The sequence below is a fragment of the Arthrobacter sp. CC3 genome (genome assembly GCF_039907775.1).
Taxonomy (GTDB): domain Bacteria; phylum Actinomycetota; class Actinomycetes; order Actinomycetales; family Micrococcaceae; genus Arthrobacter.
In genome coordinates this window covers 44,813-64,085 of the sequence record NZ_JARCCY010000030.1, presented here as the reverse complement: position 1 = coordinate 64,085, position 19,273 = coordinate 44,813, and the positions used below count along the sequence as shown (strand labels likewise).

Below are 19,273 nucleotides of genomic sequence, written 5' to 3'. Positions count from 1 at the left end.
CGTCATGCCCATCGACCGAACCCGGACCAAGATCAGAACGACCCCGCCCCATCAAACACAACCGGTGGATCGAGGCTTAGCCAAGGGTCTGGATAAATAGGGCATGTTTTAGTTTCTTAATTACTGCTTCAAGGCTGTACAGTTCCGGAGTTAGGTAAGCCTAAATCACCTAGGAAATCCATGGCCCTCATCCATAGCCGGCACACTGATGCATATCCCGCCGACGCCGACGTTCTTGCCTCCCTGAGTCCTCGGGCCGACGTTGCGCGGGTGCCCTTCGCTGCTGAACTGGCCCGCCGAGGTGACCGGCCGGCGATCGTTACGGCAGAGTCCGTCCTCACCTACCGGGAGCTTGCCGAACGCGTTGAGGCTTTGCTGCTTCGGCTGGGAACCACGCGGCGGCTCGTGGCCCTGACTGCCAGCAACGACGTCGCCTCCGTCGTCGGGTACCTTGCGGCGCTAGCCGGTGGCCATCCTCTGATCCTTCTCCCGGAGGACAAACCTGCTGCCCTCGACTCACTCGTGGCCGCCTACGACCCCGATGTCATCCTCAGATCCGGTGCCGACGGACAGAACCTGCTGGACGAGCGGCGGGAAGGAACCCGGCACCAGCTGCACCCCGACCTGGCGCTGCTGTTGAGCACGTCAGGCTCCACGGGCTCCCCCAAACTGGTCCGGCTTTCCCACGCCAACCTCCAATCCAACGCCCAGTCCATTGCCGGCTACCTCGGCATCGGCGAGGACGACCGCGCCATAACAACGCTGCCGATGTCCTACTGCTACGGGCTGTCCGTGATCAACAGCTACCTGCTGCGCGGAGCCAGCCTTGTCCTCACGGACCTGTCTGTCGTGGACACCTGCTTCTGGGAGCTGTTCCGCCGCCATCGCGTCACATCGTTCGCGGCGGTCCCTTACACCTTCGAACTCCTCGACCGCGTGGGGTTCGCCGGCATGGAACTGCCCAGCCTCCGCTACATCACGCAGGCAGGCGGCAGGCTGGCGCCCGCCACAGTGGAACGCTATGCCGAGCAGGGCCGGCGGCGCGGCTGGGAGCTCTTCGTAATGTACGGACAGACGGAGGCCACCGCCCGGATGGCATACCTACCCCCACCCCTGGCGGCCAGCCGCCCCGGCGCCATCGGAATTCCCGTCCCGGGCGGCAGCTTCCGCATCGACCCCGTTCCCGGGCTGGAGGACGGCGAACTTGTCTACACCGGCCCGAACGTGATGCTCGGGTACGCGCAGAGCCATGAGGATCTCGCCTTGGGCCGGACCGTCAACGAGCTCCGCACCGGCGATTTGGCCAGAACGGATTCCTCGGGCCTGTACGAGGTTGTCGGCCGGCGCAGCCGGTTCGTGAAAATCGTCGGGCTCCGCGTCGACCTCGGACAGGTCGAACGCATCCTCGCGGACCTCGGCATGGAAGCTGCCTGTGCCGGCACGGACGAAGGACTCGTCGTCGCTGTCAAAGGCTCCAACGACCTGCAGCTAGTGGCCAAAGTCCTGGCGCAGGGCATCGGCCTGCCGCGGGCATCGCTGGAGGTCTGCGGCGTATCGGCGATTCCCCGCTTCGCTTCGGGCAAGGTGGACTATCAGGGAATCCTGGCCATCCCGCACCAGGAGCGCGTCCCGGCGGAGCCGTCCGTCGCTCCGGTGGAGGACACCGGCCGGGACAGCGTCAGGAAGATTTTCGAAGCCACGCTCGAGCGGACAGACGTGACCGGCGGCGACACGTTCGTCTCACTCGGTGGAGACTCGCTGTCCTATGTGGCGGCGTCCGTGCGACTCGAGCAGTTGCTCGGACACCTTCCGCCTAACTGGCATGTGACCCCGGTCCGGGACTTGGAACCGCAGGCCCGCACTCCGGATCAGCCCGCACGAAGGCGCTGGTTCGCCCCCACCGATACGAGCATCGTGCTGCGTGCGGTGGCGATCATCCTGATCACCGGTACGCATGTCGGACTGTTCAGCTGGCCCGGCATGGCGCACGTGCTGATGGCGGTCGCCGGATTCAATTTTGCCCGCTTCCAGTTGACGGGAGATCGCGTTCCGCGCATCAAGCGGCAGCTCTGCAGCCTATCCCGCGTGGTGGTCCCGAGCGTTGCCTTCATCACAGTGGCCTACCTGCTCACAGACCGCTATAGCCTGGCGAATATCGTCCTGCTCAACGCCGTCATCGGGCCCGAAGAAGTAACCACCCAGTGGCATTTTTGGTTTGTTGAAGTCCTCGTATACCTGCTGCTGGGGATGACCGCATTGCTCGCGCTCCCCTGGGTGGACAAGGCGGAACGGCGCTTCCCGATCCTCTTTCCGCTGGCCCTCCTGGCGGCAGGACTCACGACGCGCTACGACCTGGTCGATCCCGGAGTCCCCAACACGGCACCGGCATTGTGGCTGTTCGCCCTGGGATGGGCCGTTGCCCGATCCAGGACCTGGGCCCACCGCTGCACGGCATCGGTCATCGCGGCACTCAGCATTCCCGGATTCTTCGAAAACCCGGCCCGCGAAATGACCCTCCTCGCCGGAATCCTCGTGCTGATCTGGCTGCCGAGCATCCCCGTACCGCGCGGAGTTCAACGCCTCACCGGTCTGCTGGCAAGCTCCTCGCTGCACATCTACCTGGTCCACTGGCTGGTCTACCCGGCATTTTCAGACGTTAGCCAGGCCCTGGCAGTGGCCGCCTCGCTCTGCGCAGGTGTGGCCTACTGGGCTGCATGCGGCCACCTGCCCCGGCTGCTGACAGGTGCGCTCGGCTTCCGTCGCCGTCGGCCCGGCCATACCCGATAGGCCGACCGGCAACGGAAGCCGCGCGGCTGCTCAGCTGCGGTCGATCTGGATCTTGCGCGTCCCGGTTGCCGGAGCCTGTTCGGCCGCCGGCGCGCGGACTTCCAGGACGCCGTCCTTGTAGGAGGCCGTCACGTCTTCCTCCCGGGCTCCGGGCGGCAGCGAGACGCTGCGCGAGAGTGAGCCGTAGCGAAACTCCGAGCGGTAGCCGCTCTTGCCCTTGTGTTCGGATTTTTCTTCGCGCTCCGCTTTGATGTGGAGCATGCCGTCCGCCACCGAGACGTCCACGTCTTTCTCGGGATCAATGCCGGGCAGTTCCGCCCTCACCACGAGCGCGTTTCCGTCCATGAACTGTTCCACGCGCATTGACGGCATCGTCAGGTCTCCTTCAAGGAACCGCCGGATCGGCTCCAGAACGTCCGACGGCGCCCACTTGTTGAGATCGGCCATGATAGCTCCCTAGTGTTGTTCGCTGCAGATTCTGGCCGGCCGGGAAAGGCCGCGGCCGGTATGCCCATTACACACCCGCGGGAGCGGGGTGTAATGGGCAGAAGGTCCCCTTATGGCCAGGGCTCGGAGCAGCGCCGGAAGGGTGCGAAGGGTCAGTGGCCCATGCCCAGTCCGCCGTCAACGGGAATAACGGCACCGGAGATGTAGGACGCCTCATCACTTGAAATCCATCGCACCACGTTCGCCACTTCAGCGGCTTCGGCGAAACGTCCCGCCGGCACCTTGGACAGGTAGTCCTTCTGGGTGGCTTCCGGGAGTTCCGCCGTCATATCAGTGTTGATGAATCCCGGGGCCACGACGTTGGCCGTAATGCCGCGGCCGCCGAGTTCGCGGGTCAGCGAGCGGGCGATTCCCACCAGGCCGGCCTTGGAGGCGGAGTAGTTGATCTGGCCCGGGGCGCCGTATAGCCCTGAAACTGAGGAAATCAGCACAACCCGGCCTTTGCGCATGCGGATCATGCCCTTGGAAGCCCGCTTGATGACGCGGAAGGCGCCGGTCAGGTTGGTGTCGATGACCGATGTGAAGTCGTCTTCGCTCATGCGCATCAGCAGGGTGTCCTTTGTGATGCCAGCGTTGGCCACCAGCACCTCGACCGGACCGTGTGCAGCCTCCACCGTTGCGAAGGCGGCGTCCACGGACGCCTCATCCGTGACATCGGCCTTGACGCCCAGGATGCCCTCCGGGAGTGCCGACTCGCTGCGAAAAGTCACGGCAACCTTGTCACCGTTGGCCAGGAAGGCCTCGGCAATGGCCAGTCCGATGCCGCGGTTTCCACCGGTAATCAGGACGCTGCGGCCGGTCGATGCTACTTCAGTCATAGTTTGCTCCGGGATTCTGCGGCATGGGGCACCGCGGTGAGGGGCGGGATTTTTACTGCCTCCGATCTTAGCCTCCGTTTGGGCGGCACTGGTGAGGGTGAGAGAATTGGGTTAAGCCTTGGGAGCGTGAAGAAACAGCCGTGACACTTGCAAAACGACCCGGACCTTCGACGTCCGGTGAACCAGACGCCGTCTCCGGTGACGCCGAGGTTCACAGCATCACGGATGCCGCCAGTGCCCACTCGGAAGAGATGCGCGTGCGGATGATCAAGTACGCCGTGGCGATGGGCATCCGCATGGTGTGCCTGATCCTGGTGTTTGTTGTCGATGGCTGGTTCAAAGTCCTCCCGATTGCCGGCGCTGTGTTCCTGCCGTGGATTGCCGTGGTCATCGCCAACGGGAGCGACAAAGCCGAGGTTCACAGCGACCACCTGCTTGACGCCGCCCCGCTGGCGGAGCTCGAAGCACCGGAATTCCCGGCCGTTGACGCGGACGAAGGGCCCACGGTGCTGCAGGGCGAACTCATCGAGGACGAGGATGAAGACGATAACGACGGCCAGGAACGGGCAGCTTCATGAACATTTTTGACCTTGCCGGCGGCGATGCCGGGCCTGCGGAATCGGCTCCACCCATGTGCTCGAGGAAGGCCTGCCGGACCGCCGCCGCCTGGCAGTTGCTGTGGAACAATCCGAAGATCCACACGCCCGAACGCCGCAAGGTCTGGCTGGCCTGCGAGGAGCACCGGCTGTGGCTGGAAGATTACCTGCAGACCCGCGGCCTCTGGAAAGAGACCCTGCCGCTCGATCTTGCCGCTGTGCCTGGCAAGGACAGCTGAATGTACCGTTTCCTCTTCTCCAGCAAATGGCTGGGTTACCTCCTGCTGGCTGCGATCTTTGCCACTGCCTGCGTGTTCCTGGGCCGCTGGCAGATGGACCGCAGGGCGGAGACCCTTGCGGAGATCAACCGGGTCACGTCGAACTACTCGGCCACTCCCCTGCCCTTCGCAGCTGCCGAAGCACAGTTCTCCCGGCTGGACGCCGACAAGGAGTGGACGCAGGTGGAGCTGAAGGGCCGCTACGACGTGGGCGGCCAGCGAGTGGTGCGGAACCGCCCGCTGAACGGCCAGCCCGGCTACGAAGTGGTGGTCCCTTTCAGGCTCACCACCGGACAGACGGTTGTTGTGGACCGCGGTTGGCTCCCGATCGGGAACAACACTCCAGGACGTCCTGATTCGATTCCGGAACCGCCGTCGGGCGATGTCACCGTGGTGGTCCGCCTCAAACCCGGTGAGCCGGAGCTGCAGCGCGGCGCTCCCGACGGGCAGCTGGCCTCCATCGATCTTCCGGCCTACGCCGCGCAGCTGGGTTACCCGGTGCTAACCGGTGCGTACGGGCAGCTGGCCTCCGAAACGCCGGCCGTTGCCACCATGCCGTACCCCTTCCCGAAGCCCTCCGTGGAAGAAGGAACACACCTGTCCTATTCGCTGCAGTGGTTCGCTTTCGGCGTGCTGATGTTTATTGGCTTCGGGTACGCGGCCCGTCAGCAGGCACGCAATGCGGAGATTGACGCGCAGGACGCTGCCGAGGACGGGACGCCCGAGTACGCCATGGCCGCGAACCGGCGTCGCCCGGCACCCCGCAAGCGGAAGAACCCGACGGCGGAGGAAGAGGAAGACGCGATCCTGGACGCCCAGGGGTACTAACGTTCACTGGGTTTCGCGTCGTCGGTTGCGTCCGCTCCGCAACGCGCACTCGGTTTCGCGTCGTCGGTTGCGTGCGCTCCGCAACGCGCGTGATTTCCCGCGTGCTGGCTCGTTCCTCGCTTTTGACGCACGCTACATAAATCACCCACGCTGCTTCGCTTGTGCCCACTGCGAGAGGCGCCACTGGCGGCACGATCAAGTTGAATATCCGCCGTTTTGGATCAGTTGCTCATAACCAATTACCTCAGCTGGGCAGGAGCGGGAGACTAAAACTCGATGTCCAGCAACACCGGACAAGCTGCAGAAGATCACGGACGCAGAAGAACTCCAGGTACGTTAGCGAAGGCGCCGCCCTGACCGGTGACAAACGCGCAAGCGAAGCAGCGCGGGTGATTTATGTAGCGTGCGTCCAAGCGAGGAACGAGCGAGCACGCGGGAAATCGCGCGCGTTGCGAAGCGAACGTACCCCGACGCTAACCCAGCCTAAGCCAGCGTAATGAGGTCCAGGTAGTCTTCGTTCCAGTGGTCCTCGACGCCGTCGGGCAGCAGGACAACCCGTTCGGGATTCAGCGCCTCGACGGCACCTTCATCGTGGCTCACCAGGACGACAGCGCCGGTGTAGTTGCGCAGCGCGCCCAGGATCTCGGAGCGGCTGGCGGGGTCCAGGTTGTTGGTGGGCTCATCGAGGAGCAGCACATTCGCGCTTGACGCGACGATGGTTGCCAGGGCCAGACGGGTCTTCTCGCCGCCCGAGAGCACGCCGGCAGGCTTATCGACGTCGTCACCGGAGAACAGGAACGAACCAAGGATGCCGCGCACCTCGGCGTCATTCATGTCCGGCGCGGAGGAGCGCATGTTCTGCAGGACGGTGCGGTCGACGTCGAGCGTCTCGTGTTCCTGGGCGTAGTAACCCACCTTCAGCCCGTGCCCGGCAATCACTTCGCCGGTGTCGGGCTTGTCGACTCCGGCCAGCATCCGCAGCAGGGTGGTCTTGCCGGCGCCGTTGAGGCCAAGGATGACCACCTTGGAGCCGCGGTCGATCGCCAGGTCCACATCGGTGAAGATTTCCAGCGATCCGTAGGACTTGCTGAGGCCGTCCGCAGTGAGCGGGGTCTTGCCGCAGGGAGACGGATCCGGGAAGCGCAGGGCTGCCACGCGGTCGTTTTCGCGAACGGCCTCCAGCCCGCTGAGCAGGCGTTCGGCGCGCTTGGCCATGTTCTGCGCGGCCACGGCCTTGGTTGCCTTTGCCCGCATCTTGTTGGCCTGGTCGAAGAGGACCTGGGCCTTCTTTTCGGCGTTGGCGCGTTCCCGCTTGCGGGCGCGTTCGTCCGTTTCGCGCTGCTGGAGGTAGCGCTTCCAGTCCATGTTGTAGAAGTCGATCTGGGCGCGGTTGGCGTCCAGCAGGAAGACCTTGTTGACGGTTGCTTCGAGCAGTTCCGTGTCGTGGCTGATCACGATCAGGCCGCCCTGGTGGTTCTTCAGGAAGTCGCGCAGCCAGGCGATGGAGTCCGCATCGAGGTGGTTGGTGGGCTCATCGAGGAGCATGGTCTCGGCATCCGAATAGAGGATGCGGGCGAGCTCGACGCGGCGACGCTGTCCACCGGAGAGTGTCTTCAGGGGCTGGTTCAGCAGGCGGTCCGGAAGTGCCAGGTTCGAGCAGATCGCTGCCGCCTCGGCTTCGGCGGCATAACCGCCGGCGGCCAGGAATTCCGATTCCAGCCGGTCGTAACGGTTCATCGCCTTGCGCTGGACGGCGGCGTCATCGCTGGCCATTTCTTCATGGGCCAGGCGGAGTTTGCCGACGGCAACGTCCAGGCCGCGGACGGACAGGATCCGGTCGCGGGCGAGCTGCTCCATGTCCGGCGTGCGGGGGTCCTGCGGAAGGTAGCCGATCTCGCCGCTGCGGGTGACCTTGCCGCCGGCGGGCAGTCCCTCACCGGCCAGCACGCGGGTGAGCGTGGTCTTGCCTGCACCGTTACGGCCCACGAGGCCGATCTTGTCTCCCTTGTCGATCCGGAAGCTCACCTGATCCATGAGGAGGCGGGCGCCGGCGCGCAATTCGAGATCCTGGACGGTAATCAATGCAGCTAAGGCCTTTCACAACAGGGAACGCCACGGCACAGCGGATGGAGTCTGGGCGGGGCCGGGGCAGTGTGGCCGAGAGAACGGCCTCTACCAGTCTACCGGCACCGCACGTCCCGGAAGACCTTCAGCGCATAGCCCGCCCGGCGCCCGCCGCACCGCTGCGTTGGCCACCCCGTCCAGACCCAGCGCCTTCCATTAGTGGATCCCCTACAAAAAAGGGCTGCGGCCGGAGACGTATCGTCGGAATTGAGGGGAAAAGGCTGCCCGAGGGCAGTTTCCCCTCCCCGTTGCATCGCACTTGCACTGACCGACAGGACTTCCCCATGACCCACACTGACAAGGCCGTCACCAACCAGGCTGTTTCCGGCACTAATCCAGGCCATGAACCCGACGCCACAACAGCCCGGAACCGCTGGAACGCCACCGACCTGGGCCTCATCGCCGTTTTTGCCGCCCTCGTGGCCGGCTCCGCGCTCATTGCGGCCATCCCCGTGGGCGGCCTCGGCGTGCCCATCACCTTGCAGACCCTCGCGGTGATGCTGACGGGCATGGCGCTTGGCCCGGGACGGGCGTTCGCCGCCGTCGGCCTGTACACGCTGCTTGGGCTCGCCGGACTGCCGATCTTCAGCGGCGGCCGGAGCGGCCTGGGAATCCTCGCCGGCCCCTCTGCCGGCTACATCATCGCCTTCCCGCTGGCCGCCCTGGCCGTCGGCTGGCTGACCACCATCGTCCTCCGCCGCACCGTGAAGTACCGTGGCCTGTTCCTCTTCGCCGCGGCCATGGCCAGCAGCATCGTGCTGGTCCACAGCCTGGGCGTGCTGGGCATGATGGTCAACGGCAAGCTGGACCTTTCCAAAGCCTTCCTCCTTGACCTTGCGTACTACCCCGGCGACATCATCAAGAATGTCCTCGCCGTCACTATTGCACTCGCCCTGCACAAAGCGTTCCCCGATCTCCTGATCCGCCGTGCCGGTGTCCGGAACAACGGGGCGGTTTCGGCACGGAAGGGCAAGGCCGGCAACTAGCATGGGCAGCATTCTTCTGGACGGAGTCGACGTTCGGGTGGCGGTGGACGGACATCCTGAGCCGAAAACGCTGCTGGACGGAATCTCGCTGAACCTCACCGAACAGCGGATCGGCGTGATCGGCGCGAACGGGTCAGGGAAGTCCACCCTCCTGCGGCTCCTGAACGGACTGGTCGCGCCGAGCCATGGAACGGTGACGGTTGACGGCGACGATACCGTCAGATCGGTCCGCGCCGTGCGCCGGAAGGTCGGGTTTGTGTTCACGGACCCGCTCTCCCAGCTGGTGATGCCCACCGGCCGGGAGGACGTGGAACTCTCCCTGCGGCGTTCCGTCCGGAACCCGAAGGAACGCCGGGACGCCGCCACGGCGATCCTCAACCGCTTCGGGCTGCTGGCCCTGGCGGACCAGAGCATCTACGAGCTTTCGGGCGGCGAACGGCAGCTGATGGCCCTCGCTGCCGTGCTGGCAGTGGAGCCGTCGGTCCTGGTGCTGGACGAGCCGTCCACCCTCCTGGACCTCCGGAACCGCGAACTCCTCCGCCGGACCATCGCGGGCCTCAGCCAGCAGATCGTGATGTCCACCCACGACCTCGAGCTGGCCAGGGACATGGACCGTGTCCTGGTAGTGGAATCAGGACAGGTGGTGTTCGACGGCGGTGCTGACGCCGCCGTCGAACACTACCGGGCACTGTCCGCCGCCGGCCTGCCGCCGGTGGGCGCCGCGCCCTGGCCACACACTACGGAGTCCGCGTGAGCGGCCACGGATTCCTGCTGGTCAATTACGTTCCGGGTACGTCGCTGGTCCACCGGGCGCCCCTCTGGCTGAAGTTCCTCCTGGTGGTGGGTTGCGGCATGGCGTCGTTCCTGGTGGTGGACTGGGTGGTTGCCGCGGGGGCGCTGGCCCTGATGTGCCTGGCGTTCCTCGCCAGCGGTGCCGGACCGGCACGCCTGTTCAGGGCAGTCAGGCCCATCCTGCCGGTGCTGGCGGCCATCGGGTTGTTCCAGTGGTGGCAACTGGGTGGTCCGGTTGCGGCGCGGATCGTCCTGAACGTCCTGGTCTGCGTGGTGGCCGCGTCGATACTTACCGCCACCACGCCGATGCAGCGCCTGCTCGACGGCGTCGTCTCCCTGGCGGTCCCGTTCCGGCGTTTTGGTGCGGACCCCGAACGGTTCGCGCTGACGATTGCGATTATGCTCCGCAGCATTCCGTTCATCGCCGGAGCCTACTCGGACGTCAGGGATTCAGCCCGTGCCCGCGGACTTGAACGCAACCCCCGGGCACTAGTGCTGCCGGTCTTCATCACCACGGTGGCCTATGCGCGCCAGACGGGCGACGCCCTTGCGGCCCGGGGCCTCGGCGAACCCGGCCCGGAGGACGACAACGAAGAAGACGAGGGCACGCAGCATAACGGCACGCCGGGCGACGCCGGGCGACGCTAGCCGCCGGCCCGTCGGCCGGCGGCCTGTCTTACAGGCGGCGGGTTACTCGCGGCGGGTCTCGTCCAGCCGTTCATACCGGAACAGGGCGGCGGTGCCCATTCCCCCGGCAATGCTGATCATGGCCAGAGCCAGGGAGCCGGCCCGGCTGCCGGCGGGCGATCGTTCCCGGGCCTGGGCCAGGAGCCTCGTGACCAGAACGGCGCCCGACGCTCCGTACGCATGGCCCAGGGCCAGCGCACCGCCGTCGAGGTTGGCCCGCTCCGGGTCGATACCGAGGGCAGCCAGGCACGCGAGGGTCTGAGACGCGAAAGCCTCATTGAATTCCACCAGGTCAATATCCGCGGCCGTAACACCCTGCTGCGCCAGCAGGCGGCCGGCCGCCGCGGCTGCACCCATGCCCAGAACGCGGGGGTCCACGCCCGCGGTATCGGTGCCCAGCACCAGGAGTCCGTCCGCTGCCCCGAGTTCCCGTGCGCGCTCCACGGAAGTAATAACGACGGCGGCGGCAGCGTCCGCGTCGAAACAGGAGTTACCGGCGGTGACGGTGCCGCCCTCGGCGAAAACGGGTGGGAACCGGGACATCAGGGCGGCCGTCAGGCGTGCCCGCGGGCCGTCGTCGGACGCCACGGTTCCGGACACGGCCTGCACCGGAACCGTCTCGCCGGTGAAGCTGCCGGCCGCTGCTGCGGCCAGCGCGCGCCGGTGGCTTTCCAGGGAAAACCGGTCCTGGCGGTCGCGGCTGATGCCGAAAGCGGCAGCCACATTGTCCGCTGCGGCGCCCATGTCCGGATCACCGTAACTAAGGGGCACGAACTGCGCCCGGCGGAAGAACTCGGGGCTGCCGTCGGCGGCCCTGTTCGCGCGGAGCGGAGCGGTGCTGATGCTTTCGACCCCGCCCGCAAGGTAGGCGCCGCCGCCTCCGGCTGCCACCAGCCGCGCTGCAAGGACAATGGCGTCGAGCCCGGAACCGCACTGCCGGTCCACGGTGACGCCCGGTACGCTGACGGGCAGGCCCGCCTCCAGGGAAGCCAGGCGCGCAACGTTGCCGCCGCCTCCCACCGCGTTGCCGATCACGACGTCCGTCACTGCGCCTGCCGGCAGGCCTGTCCGGTCGAGGAGGCCACGAAGCACGGGCGCCAGCAGCTCATGGGCCCTGAGATCCTTGAACGCTCCGTTGACCCTGCGGATGGGAGTCCGCAGGGCGGCGATGACTACCGGCTGGCGGTCGGGCGGCAACTGTCCGGGCGGCAAGCCGTCGGCGGGCATCTGCGCAGCAGCAGGCTCAGCCAAGGCGGCGGACCCTTGTGTCTCCGCGTTCAATCCAGTCCAGCAGCAGTTGCCTGCTGACTTTCCCCCGGTCCGTCACAGGCAGTTCAGTCAGTGCGAAATACTGCAACGGCCGTTTGTCCCGGGGCAGGACATCGTCAAGGCCGGCCTTCAGCTGGGTTGCCGTGATGCCCCCATGGGAGGGGACCACGCCTGCCACGACGCGTTGGCCGCGGACATCGTCCTGCATGCCCGAGGCGACGGCGGCAGCCACTCCGGGGACGGACGCGAGGGCCAGTTCCACCTCATGCGGGTAGACGTTCTTTCCCGCCGTGATGATCATGTCCGCCCGGCGGCCCAGGATGTGAAGCTCGCCGTCCTGCAGGTACCCCTGGTCCCCCACCGTGTACCAGCCGTCGAAACAGCGCAGCGCCTGCCCGTCGTCGCCCCAGAGGTAGCCGTTGCTGACCATTCCGCTGTGCACGCAGATGTTGCCGTCCGTGCCGTCGGGAAGCGGGGCGCCGCCGTCGTCCATGATCCGGACTTCGACGCCGGGGAAGGGCTTCCCGATGCCCGTTCCTCCCGCGTCCAGCGGGGCGCCGGAGCGCAGCGCAACCCCGGAAACGAAGCTCAGTTCTGAGGCGCCGTAGTACTCGAAGATGGTGGCCCTGGGTGCCCAGCGCCGCGCGGCCTCCAGGGTCCGGGCATCCAGCTTGGACCCCGCGCAGATGATGGACGTGATGCCGGAAGCATCGACGCCGCCGGCCAGCCCGCGTTCACTGAGCAGCCGGAGCATAGTGGGCACCAGGACCAGCCGGGTGATGCCGTCATGGGTGATGGCGGCGTGCACATCGCCGACGTCGAAGGATTCCAGCGTGTGGAATTCCGAGCCCGCGTAGAGGCACTCGGACAGGGCATACAGGTTGAGGCTGGCCGCCAGCGGACCCGGGGCGAGCGTCTTGTCCTGTGGAGTGAGTCCGAAGAATTCGATGGAGGCGTCGAACGAGAGCTGCCACGATCGCCTTGACCGGGTGAACGCCTTGGGAACCGACGTGGTGCCGGACGTCAGGCCAATGAGGAACACTGAATCCGGGCTGCCGTCCCGGAGCTCTGCCGACGAAGGAGTGCCGGGTTCTGCGTGCAGCCGGGCAACGATCTCGGCCTGCAGCTGCTCCGGCCAGGTGGGGTCGAGGACGGCACATTGCCGGTCGCCGGCCACCGCGGCGGCGAAGGACACGGCGAAGTCGACCGAGTTCGCCTCGGCAAGCACGGTCACCTTGCCGGTGTCCGCTGCCCGCGCCGCGGCGGCGTCCCGGAGGGCGGCCCAGCTGAGGTGCCGGCCGGCCACGACGACGGCGGTGTCGTCGGGGCGGTCGTCGGCCCAGCGTTGGAGTCTGTTGAGGAAAGGCATCGGATCAACTTTACCGGCGTCCACGGGTCCGGAACGGGCCGCTCCGGCTATTGTGACAATATGAGTTTCAACGACAATGTCCAGCTGGATCCGTCGCAGGTCCAGGACCGCCGCGGCATGGGCCGCGGAACCAAGATCGGCGGCGGCATCGGGGGCGGAATCATCCTGCTGCTGGCCGCACTGCTGGGCATCAATCCCCAGCTGCTGGAAGGCCTGACCGGGACGGTTCAGGAGCCGCAGAGCACGGGAAGTGCACCGGCCTGCGAGTCCGGCGCCGACGCCGACGCGCGGCTGGACTGCCGCATCACCGGCACGGTGAACAGCCTCAACGCTTTTTGGCCGGCGTACCTTGCGCAGTACAAGACGGAGTACCCGCGTCCCACCACGGTGATCTTCAGCCAGGCCACGGATACCGGCTGCGGCGGTGCAACCTCCGAGGTGGGTCCGTTCTACTGCCCGGCTGACACCACCGCCTACTTCGATCCCGGCTTCTTCCAGGACCTGGTGGACCGCTTCGGATCGTCCGGCGGCCCGCTGGCCCAGGAGTATGTGGTGGCGCACGAGTTCGGCCACCACGTCCAGAACATCCTGGGCAACCTTGACCGCGCCCAGCAGGATCCGCAGGGTCCCGAATCGGGTGCCGTCCGTGTCGAACTGCAGGCGGACTGCTACGCCGGACTCTGGGTCCGGCACGCCACCACCCAGCAGGATCCCAAAACCGGGCAGCCGTTCCTTGAGCCGCTGACCCAGCAGGACCTGAATGATGCGCTCTCCGCGGCTTCCGCCGTTGGTGATGACCGCATCCAAAAGGCAGCTACCGGCCGCGTTTCACCGGAGGCCTGGACCCACGGTTCCAGCGAACAGCGGCAGAGATGGTTCTACCAGGGCTACAAGACCGGCGACATCAACCAGTGCGATACGTTCAGTGCCGCCGCGCTCTAGCTGAACAGAAAAGTGCGACGGCGGCCGGTTACCTTCCCCGGGAAGGTAACCGGCCGCCGTCGTTATTTAACGGGGGGTTTAACCGTTGTTAGATGTTGAAGCCCAAGGCCCGCATCTGGTCTCGTCCGTCTTCGGTGATCCGCTCGGGACCCCATGGCGGCATCCACACCCAGTTCAGCCGCCATTCGTCCACGACGCCGTCGAGGGCCTTGCCGACCTGCTCCTCGATGACGTCCGTGAGCGGGCACGCCGCCGTGGTGAGCGTCATGTCGATCAGCAGGGCGCCGTCGTCGTCCGAGTACTTGAGGCCGTACAGCAGCCCCAGGTCAACAATGTTGACGCCGAGCTCGGGGTCGATGACGTCCTTCAGTGCCTCTTCGACATCTTCGAGGCCCGTACGGGCCGCTTTGATTTCGGTCATGGCGTTGTCCTAACTAGCCCTGGACTGCAGCGTCGGCTGCAGAGATGGTGGCTGCGCCGGCACCCTTGGCGTAACGGTCGTAGCCCTCTTCTTCGAGGCGGTCGGCAAGTTCCGGGCCGCCTTCTTCGACTACCTGGCCGTCGACGAAAACGTGGACGAACTCAGGCTTGATGTAGCGCAGGATCCGCGTGTAGTGCGTGATGAGCAGCGTGCCCATGTTGCCTTCTGCGTGGGCGCGGTTGACGCCCTCGGAGACGACCTTCAGCGCGTCGACGTCCAGGCCGGAGTCGGTCTCGTCCAGCACGGCGAACTTCGGCTTGAAAAGCTCAAGCTGGAGGATCTCCACTCGCTTCTTTTCGCCGCCGGAGAAGCCTTCGTTGACGTTGCGCTGGGTGAAGTCGGCGTCGATGCGCAGCTTCTGCATGGCGGCCTTGACGTCCTTGGTCCAGGTACGCAGCTTGGGCGCTTCGCCGTCGATGGCGGTCTTGGCAGTGCGGAGGAAGTTGGTCATGCTCACACCGGGAACCTCCACCGGGTACTGCATGGCCAGGAAGACGCCGGCGCGGGCGCGCTCGTCCACGGACATGGCCAGGACGTCTTCGCCGTCCAGCGTGATGGAACCGCTGGTGACGTTGTAGCGCGGGTGGCCGGCGATGGTTGACGCCAGGGTGGACTTGCCCGAACCGTTGGGGCCCATGATGGCGTGCGTCTCACCGGTCCTGATGGTCAGGCTGACGCCTTTCAGGATCTCCTTGGTGCCCTGCTCGGTCTCAATGCTGACGTGCAGGTCCTTGATCTCAAGAGTTGACATGCTCTTCTTTCTTTTCGTTCGTAAGTCTTGTGAAGCCGGGCGCTCAGTAGTTGTTGACCGTGGCGCCGTTCAGAACATTGGTCACGTCCACGTAGACGTCGTCACCGTGAAGCTCGACGGCGAAGACCGGCACGGGATCGTAGGCAGGAAGCTGAAGCGGCTGGCCGTTCCGCAGGTCGAACTGTGAGCCGTGGCCCCAGCACTCGATCGCGCAGCCTTCAACCTCGCCTTCAGACAGCGAGATGTCCGCGTGCGAGCAGGTGTCGCCGATGGCGTGGATGTCGCCCATCGAATCCTTGACGACCGCTATGGGGTAGTCGTCGATCAGGATGCGCAGCGCCTGTTTCACCTGGATGTCGTTGGCATTGCATACCAGTTCACCCTTGGGCTGTTCACTCATGCGTTCCGGCCTGCCCGTTTCAGTTTTCGCTCGCGGCGAGCTCGCGCTCGACAGCTTCGGTCAGGCGCTCTTCGAGTGCCGGAACGTTGATCTTCTGGATGATTTCGTTGAGGAACCCGCGGACCACCAGGCGGCGGGCAACATCCTCGGGGATGCCGCGGGCCATGAGGTAGAACAGGTGCTCATCGTCGAAACGCCCGGTGGAGCTTGCGTGCCCGGCACCTTCGATAAGGCCCGTCTCGATTTCCAGGTTCGGAACCGAGTCCGCGCGGCAACCGTCCGTCAGGATCAGGTTCTGGTTCTTCTCGTACGAGTCGGTGCCCAGGGCCTGCTTCTGGATCAGGACATCGCCCACCCATACGGTGTGCGCGTCCTTGCCCTGCAGGGCGCCCTTGTAGAGCACATTCGACTTGCAGTTGGCCACGTTGTGGTCCACGAACGAGCGGTGCTCCAGGTGCTGTCCGGCGTCGGCGAAGTAGAGGCCCAGCAGCTCGGCCTCGGCGCCCTCGCCCGAGAATCGGACGTTGGAGTTCAGGCGCACGATGGATCCGCCCAGGGACACGGCGATGTGCTTGTACACAGCGTCCTTGCCAACCTGCGCGTCGTGCTGCGCGAGGTGCTTGGCGTCGTCTTCCCAGAGCTGGACCGAGATCACGGTGAGCTTGGCGCCTTCACCGACGATGACTTCCAGGTTGCCGTTGTGGTCGGCGGCACCGGTGTGCTCCAGGATCACGACGCTGCGGGAGTTGGCGCCCGCTTCAAGCACGTAGTGTGCGTTGGAGCGGTGGCCGGCGCCCCGGCCGTGGACCAGGATGCGGAGCGGCTCGGCCGGTTCGGCGTCCGCGGGGATGACGACGTGCAGCGCCTCCTCCGTGTTGGCGGAGGCGACGGCGGCGGCACGGTCCGCGGGGACCAGGACGGTTCCGCGCGGTGCCGACCCGGCAGCCAGCGGGGTGCGGACATACACTTCCGGCGCGTCGACCGTGAAGTCGGCGGCCGGTGCGGGATCAAGATCCGTCGCGGTGTCGGAGAGCAGGTTGGCAAGCCCGCGGACCGGGCTGAAGCGCCATTCTTCTTCGCGGCCCGTGGGCAGCGGGAAGTCGGCGACATTGAAGCTCGTGAGGCGTTCGGCGCGGGAGGACATCACCGTCACGCCGTGATTGTGGCCGTGGTCCACCTTGGCGGCGACCAGTCCCTCGCCTTCCTCGGTGAAGCCTGCGATGGAAGGCGCCCCGATGCGGGCCTTTTCAGTAACAGTTTCGGCAGTCATTAACCGACGGATCCTTCCATCTGGAGTTCAATGAGACGGTTCAGCTCGAGGGCGTATTCCATCGGCAGCTCGCGGGCGATCGGCTCGATGAAGCCGCGCACGATCATCGCCATGGCTTCGTCTTCGCGCATGCCGCGGGACATGAGGTAGAAGAGCTGCTCTTCGGAAACGCGCGAGACAGTTGCCTCGTGGCCCAGCTGGACGTCATCTTCGCGGATGTCGATGTACGGGTACGTGTCCGACCGGCTGATCGTGTCCACGAGGAGGGCGTCGCAGCGGACCGTGTTGGCCGAGTGCTTGGCGCCTTCGCGGACCTGGACCAGGCCGCGGTAAGCGGCACGGCCGCCGCCGCGGGCCACGGACTTGGAGATGATGGAGCTCTTGGTGTTCGGTGCGATGTGCACCATCTTCGAGCCCGTGTCCTGGTGCTGGCCTTCGCCGGCGAACGCGATGGACAGGGTTTCGCCCTTGGCGTGCTCGCCCACAAGGTAGACGGCCGGGTACTTCATGGTCACCTTGGAGCCGATGTTGCCATCGATCCATTCCATGGTGGCGCCCTCTTCGCAGATGGCGCGCTTGGTGACCAGGTTGTACACGTTCGTGGACCAGTTCTGGATGGTGGTGTAGCGGACGCGGGCGCCCTTCTTCACGATGATTTCCACCACGGCGGAGTGCAGCGAGTCCGAGGTGTAGATCGGCGCGGTGCAGCCTTCGATGTAGTGGACGTAGGAGTCCTCGTCGGCAATGATCAGGGTGCGCTCGAACTGGCCCATGTTTTCCGTGTTGATGCGGAAGTAAGCCTGCAGCGGGATGTCCACGTGGACGCCCTTGGGGACGTACACGAAGGAACCGCCGGACCAGACAGCCGTGTTCAGCGAAGCGAACTTGTTGTCGCCCACCGGGATGATGGTGCCGAAGTACTCCTGGAAGATCTCCGGGTGCTCGCGCAGCGCGGTGTCCGTGTCCAGGAAGATGACGCCCTGCTGTTCCAGGTCCTCGCGGATCTGGTGGTACACAACTTCGGACTCGTACTGTGCTGCGACGCCTGAAACCAGGCGGCTGCGCTCGGCTTCCGGAATGCCCAGCTTCTCGTAGGTATTGCGGATGTCCTCGGGGAGGTCCTCCCACGTGGCGGCCTGCTTCTCGGTGGAGCGCACGAAGTACTTGATGTTGTCGAAGTCGATGCCCGAGAGGTCTGCACCCCAGGTGGGCATGGGCTTGCGGTCGAAGTACTTCAGGCCCTTCAGACGCAGATCCAGCATCCACTCCGGCTCGTTCTTCTTGGCCGAAATGTCCCGGACAACTTCGTCGTTGATGCCACGACGTGCGTTGGCTCCGACATCGTTCTTGTCGGCCCAGCCGTACTCATAGGTGCCAATACCGTGGAGCTCGGGGTTCTTCTCCAGAATCTCCGAAATCACAGTAGTTTCAGCAACCTTGTTCTCTGATAGTTGGTCCGTCATCACGGCCTTTCTTGCAGATGGTTGGATACTTCGCCCAGGCTGTCCGTGGTGTGTCCGGAGCCGGCAGGCCCCTTGGCCGGACGGCCTGTAGGTATGTGGGTGGTGCAGACGTGTCCGCCACGTGCCAGTGTGGACAGCCGCCGTACGTCAACGCCGACGAGCCGGGAAAACACTTCGGTTTCGACGTCGCAGAACACGGGGAACTTGGTGGCAAGCTGCTGGATGGGGCAATGCCCCTGGCACAGCTGGACGCTGGAGAGCGCAGCGGGGAGCGGCGCCTTGGCCTCGATGGAGGCCGCGGAGGCCACGAAGCCGTCGCGGCTCAACGCGGCGGAAAGAGCTTGCGCCCGTGCGGTGATATCCGGTCCGGCGGCCTCGATCTCCGGCGCGTAGCGGCGCTCCATGTCGGAAAAACGCTCGACGGCGAACTCGCGAACGGCGTCGGGTCCGGCGATTTCCCCCAGGCGCTGGAGGGCCAGGCCGGCAATGTCGAGGTAGTCGTCGCCGAGGGTGGACTGGCCCTGCGTGCTCAGGACGTAGCGCCTCGCCGGGCGTCCAGCGCCGGCCCCTGCCTTCGCCACACGCTTGACTTCAATGACACCGCTGCGGGAGAGGTGGTCCAGGTGGCGGCGGACGGCCGCGGGAGTGAAGCCGAGCAGGTCGCCGAGTTCAGCTGCGCTGACCGGACCGTGCTCCAGCACCGCATTCAGGACGCGGTCGCGGGTGCGTTCGTCCGAGTCCGCCGGCAGCGTGTGCGGCGTGGCGGGCTGCCGGCCTGCGGGCGAAGAACTCCCGGGCCGGAACGGGCCGGCGGCGCCACCTGGCGCGGCGGACCCGGTTCGGGGCGCAGAAAGTCGAGTGCTCATGGAATACACAACACAATCATGTCGTAATTTACTCCCACGTACTAGTAAGGCGAGGCTGA

At 65.7% G+C, this 19,273-nt stretch carries 19 protein-coding genes; 8 read left to right on the top strand and 11 right to left on the bottom strand.

Translation table 11 applies throughout. The features are described 5' to 3' along the window. Window positions 1-180: 180 nt before the first annotated feature. A complete protein-coding gene (locus tag PV761_RS17035; RefSeq protein WP_347898520.1) occupies window positions 181-2,787 on the top strand; it encodes an AMP-binding protein in 2,607 nt (868 codons plus the stop codon). Between the two features lie 30 nt (window positions 2,788-2,817). Here PV761_RS17035 and PV761_RS17030 read toward each other — a convergent pair whose 3' ends face one another. Next, the gene (locus PV761_RS17030; protein WP_347898518.1) at window positions 2,818-3,234 is read right to left on the bottom strand and encodes an Hsp20/alpha crystallin family protein; all 417 of its coding nucleotides are present in this window, start codon (window positions 3,232-3,234) and stop codon (window positions 2,818-2,820) included. Window positions 3,235-3,386: 152 nt separating this feature from the next. Next, window positions 3,387-4,112, bottom strand: coding sequence for a 3-oxoacyl-ACP reductase FabG (gene fabG / locus PV761_RS17025; RefSeq protein WP_347898516.1), 726 nt, complete (start codon window positions 4,110-4,112; stop codon window positions 3,387-3,389). 140 nt (window positions 4,113-4,252) lie between these two features. On the opposite strand from fabG, the gene PV761_RS17020 reads away from it, so the two are divergent. The 3 genes from PV761_RS17020 to PV761_RS17010 are packed head-to-tail and all read left to right on the top strand — an operon-like array spanning window position 4,253 to window position 5,814. Next, window positions 4,253-4,690: a DUF3099 domain-containing protein gene (locus tag PV761_RS17020; protein WP_028269271.1), complete on the top strand. Its 438-nt coding sequence runs from the start codon at window positions 4,253-4,255 to the stop codon at window positions 4,688-4,690. Beyond that, complete coding sequence (locus PV761_RS17015; RefSeq protein ID WP_347898514.1) at window positions 4,687-4,947, top strand: hypothetical protein; 261 nt, start codon at window positions 4,687-4,689, stop codon at window positions 4,945-4,947. The genes PV761_RS17020 and PV761_RS17015 overlap by 4 nt, the downstream gene beginning before the upstream one ends. Continuing rightward, complete coding sequence (locus PV761_RS17010) at window positions 4,948-5,814, top strand: SURF1 family protein (protein WP_028269273.1); 867 nt, start codon at window positions 4,948-4,950, stop codon at window positions 5,812-5,814. Window positions 5,815-6,297: 483 nt separating this feature from the next. Here PV761_RS17010 and PV761_RS17005 read toward each other — a convergent pair whose 3' ends face one another. Further along, complete coding sequence (locus PV761_RS17005; protein WP_028269275.1) at window positions 6,298-7,896, bottom strand: ABC-F family ATP-binding cassette domain-containing protein; 1,599 nt, start codon at window positions 7,894-7,896, stop codon at window positions 6,298-6,300. A 326-nt stretch (window positions 7,897-8,222) separates the two neighbouring features. On the opposite strand from PV761_RS17005, the gene PV761_RS17000 reads away from it, so the two are divergent. From PV761_RS17000 to PV761_RS16990, 3 genes are read left to right on the top strand one after another with little or no spacing between them, the layout of a single operon-like run. After that, entirely contained in the window at window positions 8,223-8,924 is a 702-nt protein-coding gene (locus tag PV761_RS17000) for a biotin transporter BioY (RefSeq protein WP_347898511.1), read from the top strand. A 1-nt stretch (window position 8,925) separates the two neighbouring features. Next, window positions 8,926-9,678: an ABC transporter ATP-binding protein gene (locus PV761_RS16995; protein WP_347898509.1), complete on the top strand. Its 753-nt coding sequence runs from the start codon at window positions 8,926-8,928 to the stop codon at window positions 9,676-9,678. Continuing rightward, window positions 9,675-10,364: an energy-coupling factor transporter transmembrane protein EcfT gene (locus PV761_RS16990; RefSeq protein WP_347898507.1), complete on the top strand. Its 690-nt coding sequence runs from the start codon at window positions 9,675-9,677 to the stop codon at window positions 10,362-10,364. Before PV761_RS16995 ends, PV761_RS16990 begins: the two co-directional genes overlap by 4 nt. 42 nt (window positions 10,365-10,406) lie before the next feature. On the opposite strand, the gene PV761_RS16985 is transcribed toward PV761_RS16990, so the two are convergent. Both PV761_RS16985 and PV761_RS16980 read right to left on the bottom strand, forming a co-directional pair. Then, window positions 10,407-11,630 (bottom strand): thiolase family protein, encoded by a 1,224-nt coding sequence (locus PV761_RS16985; RefSeq protein WP_347898526.1) that lies wholly within the window; start codon window positions 11,628-11,630, stop codon window positions 10,407-10,409. Window positions 11,631-11,646: 16 nt separating this feature from the next. Then, window positions 11,647-13,041: an AMP-binding protein gene (locus tag PV761_RS16980; RefSeq protein ID WP_347898505.1), complete on the bottom strand. Its 1,395-nt coding sequence runs from the start codon at window positions 13,039-13,041 to the stop codon at window positions 11,647-11,649. A 60-nt stretch (window positions 13,042-13,101) separates the two neighbouring features. Here PV761_RS16980 and PV761_RS16975 point away from each other — a divergent pair, with 60 nt between their 5' ends. Beyond that, a complete protein-coding gene (locus PV761_RS16975) occupies window positions 13,102-13,983 on the top strand; it encodes a neutral zinc metallopeptidase (protein ID WP_028269280.1) in 882 nt (293 codons plus the stop codon). 88 nt (window positions 13,984-14,071) lie between these two features. Here the strand turns inward: PV761_RS16975 and PV761_RS16970 are convergent, their stop codons facing one another. From PV761_RS16970 to PV761_RS16945, 6 genes are read right to left on the bottom strand one after another with little or no spacing between them, the layout of a single operon-like run. Then, window positions 14,072-14,404: a metal-sulfur cluster assembly factor gene (locus PV761_RS16970; protein ID WP_028269281.1), complete on the bottom strand. Its 333-nt coding sequence runs from the start codon at window positions 14,402-14,404 to the stop codon at window positions 14,072-14,074. Between the two features lie 13 nt (window positions 14,405-14,417). Beyond that, window positions 14,418-15,215, bottom strand: a complete 798-nt coding sequence (sufC, locus tag PV761_RS16965) for a Fe-S cluster assembly ATPase SufC (protein WP_028269282.1) — start codon at window positions 15,213-15,215, stop codon at window positions 14,418-14,420. Window positions 15,216-15,258: 43 nt separating this feature from the next. Beyond that, window positions 15,259-15,615, bottom strand: coding sequence for a non-heme iron oxygenase ferredoxin subunit (locus tag PV761_RS16960; RefSeq protein WP_347898502.1), 357 nt, complete (start codon window positions 15,613-15,615; stop codon window positions 15,259-15,261). 19 nt (window positions 15,616-15,634) lie between these two features. Next, window positions 15,635-16,885: a Fe-S cluster assembly protein SufD gene (sufD, locus tag PV761_RS16955; RefSeq protein WP_347898500.1), complete on the bottom strand. Its 1,251-nt coding sequence runs from the start codon at window positions 16,883-16,885 to the stop codon at window positions 15,635-15,637. Beyond that, window positions 16,885-18,348 carry a Fe-S cluster assembly protein SufB gene (sufB, locus tag PV761_RS16950; RefSeq protein WP_028269285.1) on the bottom strand — a complete coding sequence of 488 codons (1,464 nt, stop codon included), beginning with the start codon at window positions 18,346-18,348 and terminating at the stop codon, window positions 16,885-16,887. The genes sufD and sufB overlap by 1 nt, the downstream gene beginning before the upstream one ends. After that, window positions 18,348-19,214: a helix-turn-helix domain-containing protein gene (locus PV761_RS16945; RefSeq protein WP_347898498.1), complete on the bottom strand. Its 867-nt coding sequence runs from the start codon at window positions 19,212-19,214 to the stop codon at window positions 18,348-18,350. Before PV761_RS16945 ends, sufB begins: the two co-directional genes overlap by 1 nt. Window positions 19,215-19,273 lie beyond the last annotated feature (59 nt).

What these genes read in the sequence shown, in the direction of transcription:
- PV761_RS17030 (WP_347898518.1), bottom strand. Translation starts at nt 3,234, where the DNA reads ATGGCCGATCTCAACAAGTGGGCGCCGTCGGACGTTCTGGAGCCGATC.
- sufB (WP_028269285.1), bottom strand. Translation starts at nt 18,348, where the DNA reads ATGACGGACCAACTATCAGAGAACAAGGTTGCTGAAACTACTGTGATT.
- PV761_RS16945 (WP_347898498.1), bottom strand. Translation starts at nt 19,214, where the DNA reads ATGAGCACTCGACTTTCTGCGCCCCGAACCGGGTCCGCCGCGCCAGGT.
- PV761_RS16970 (WP_028269281.1), bottom strand. Translation starts at nt 14,404, where the DNA reads ATGACCGAAATCAAAGCGGCCCGTACGGGCCTCGAAGATGTCGAAGAG.
- PV761_RS16960 (WP_347898502.1), bottom strand. Translation starts at nt 15,615, where the DNA reads ATGAGTGAACAGCCCAAGGGTGAACTGGTATGCAATGCCAACGACATC.
- PV761_RS17000 (WP_347898511.1), top strand. Translation starts at nt 8,223, where the DNA reads ATGACCCACACTGACAAGGCCGTCACCAACCAGGCTGTTTCCGGCACT.
- PV761_RS17035 (WP_347898520.1), top strand. Translation starts at nt 181, where the DNA reads ATGGCCCTCATCCATAGCCGGCACACTGATGCATATCCCGCCGACGCC.
- PV761_RS17015 (WP_347898514.1), top strand. Translation starts at nt 4,687, where the DNA reads ATGAACATTTTTGACCTTGCCGGCGGCGATGCCGGGCCTGCGGAATCG.
- fabG (WP_347898516.1), bottom strand. Translation starts at nt 4,112, where the DNA reads ATGACTGAAGTAGCATCGACCGGCCGCAGCGTCCTGATTACCGGTGGA.
- sufD (WP_347898500.1), bottom strand. Translation starts at nt 16,885, where the DNA reads ATGACTGCCGAAACTGTTACTGAAAAGGCCCGCATCGGGGCGCCTTCC.
- sufC (WP_028269282.1), bottom strand. Translation starts at nt 15,215, where the DNA reads ATGTCAACTCTTGAGATCAAGGACCTGCACGTCAGCATTGAGACCGAG.
- PV761_RS17010 (WP_028269273.1), top strand. Translation starts at nt 4,948, where the DNA reads ATGTACCGTTTCCTCTTCTCCAGCAAATGGCTGGGTTACCTCCTGCTG.
- PV761_RS16980 (WP_347898505.1), bottom strand. Translation starts at nt 13,041, where the DNA reads ATGCCTTTCCTCAACAGACTCCAACGCTGGGCCGACGACCGCCCCGAC.
- PV761_RS16995 (WP_347898509.1), top strand. Translation starts at nt 8,926, where the DNA reads ATGGGCAGCATTCTTCTGGACGGAGTCGACGTTCGGGTGGCGGTGGAC.
- PV761_RS16985 (WP_347898526.1), bottom strand. Translation starts at nt 11,630, where the DNA reads ATGCCCGCCGACGGCTTGCCGCCCGGACAGTTGCCGCCCGACCGCCAG.
- PV761_RS16975 (WP_028269280.1), top strand. Translation starts at nt 13,102, where the DNA reads ATGAGTTTCAACGACAATGTCCAGCTGGATCCGTCGCAGGTCCAGGAC.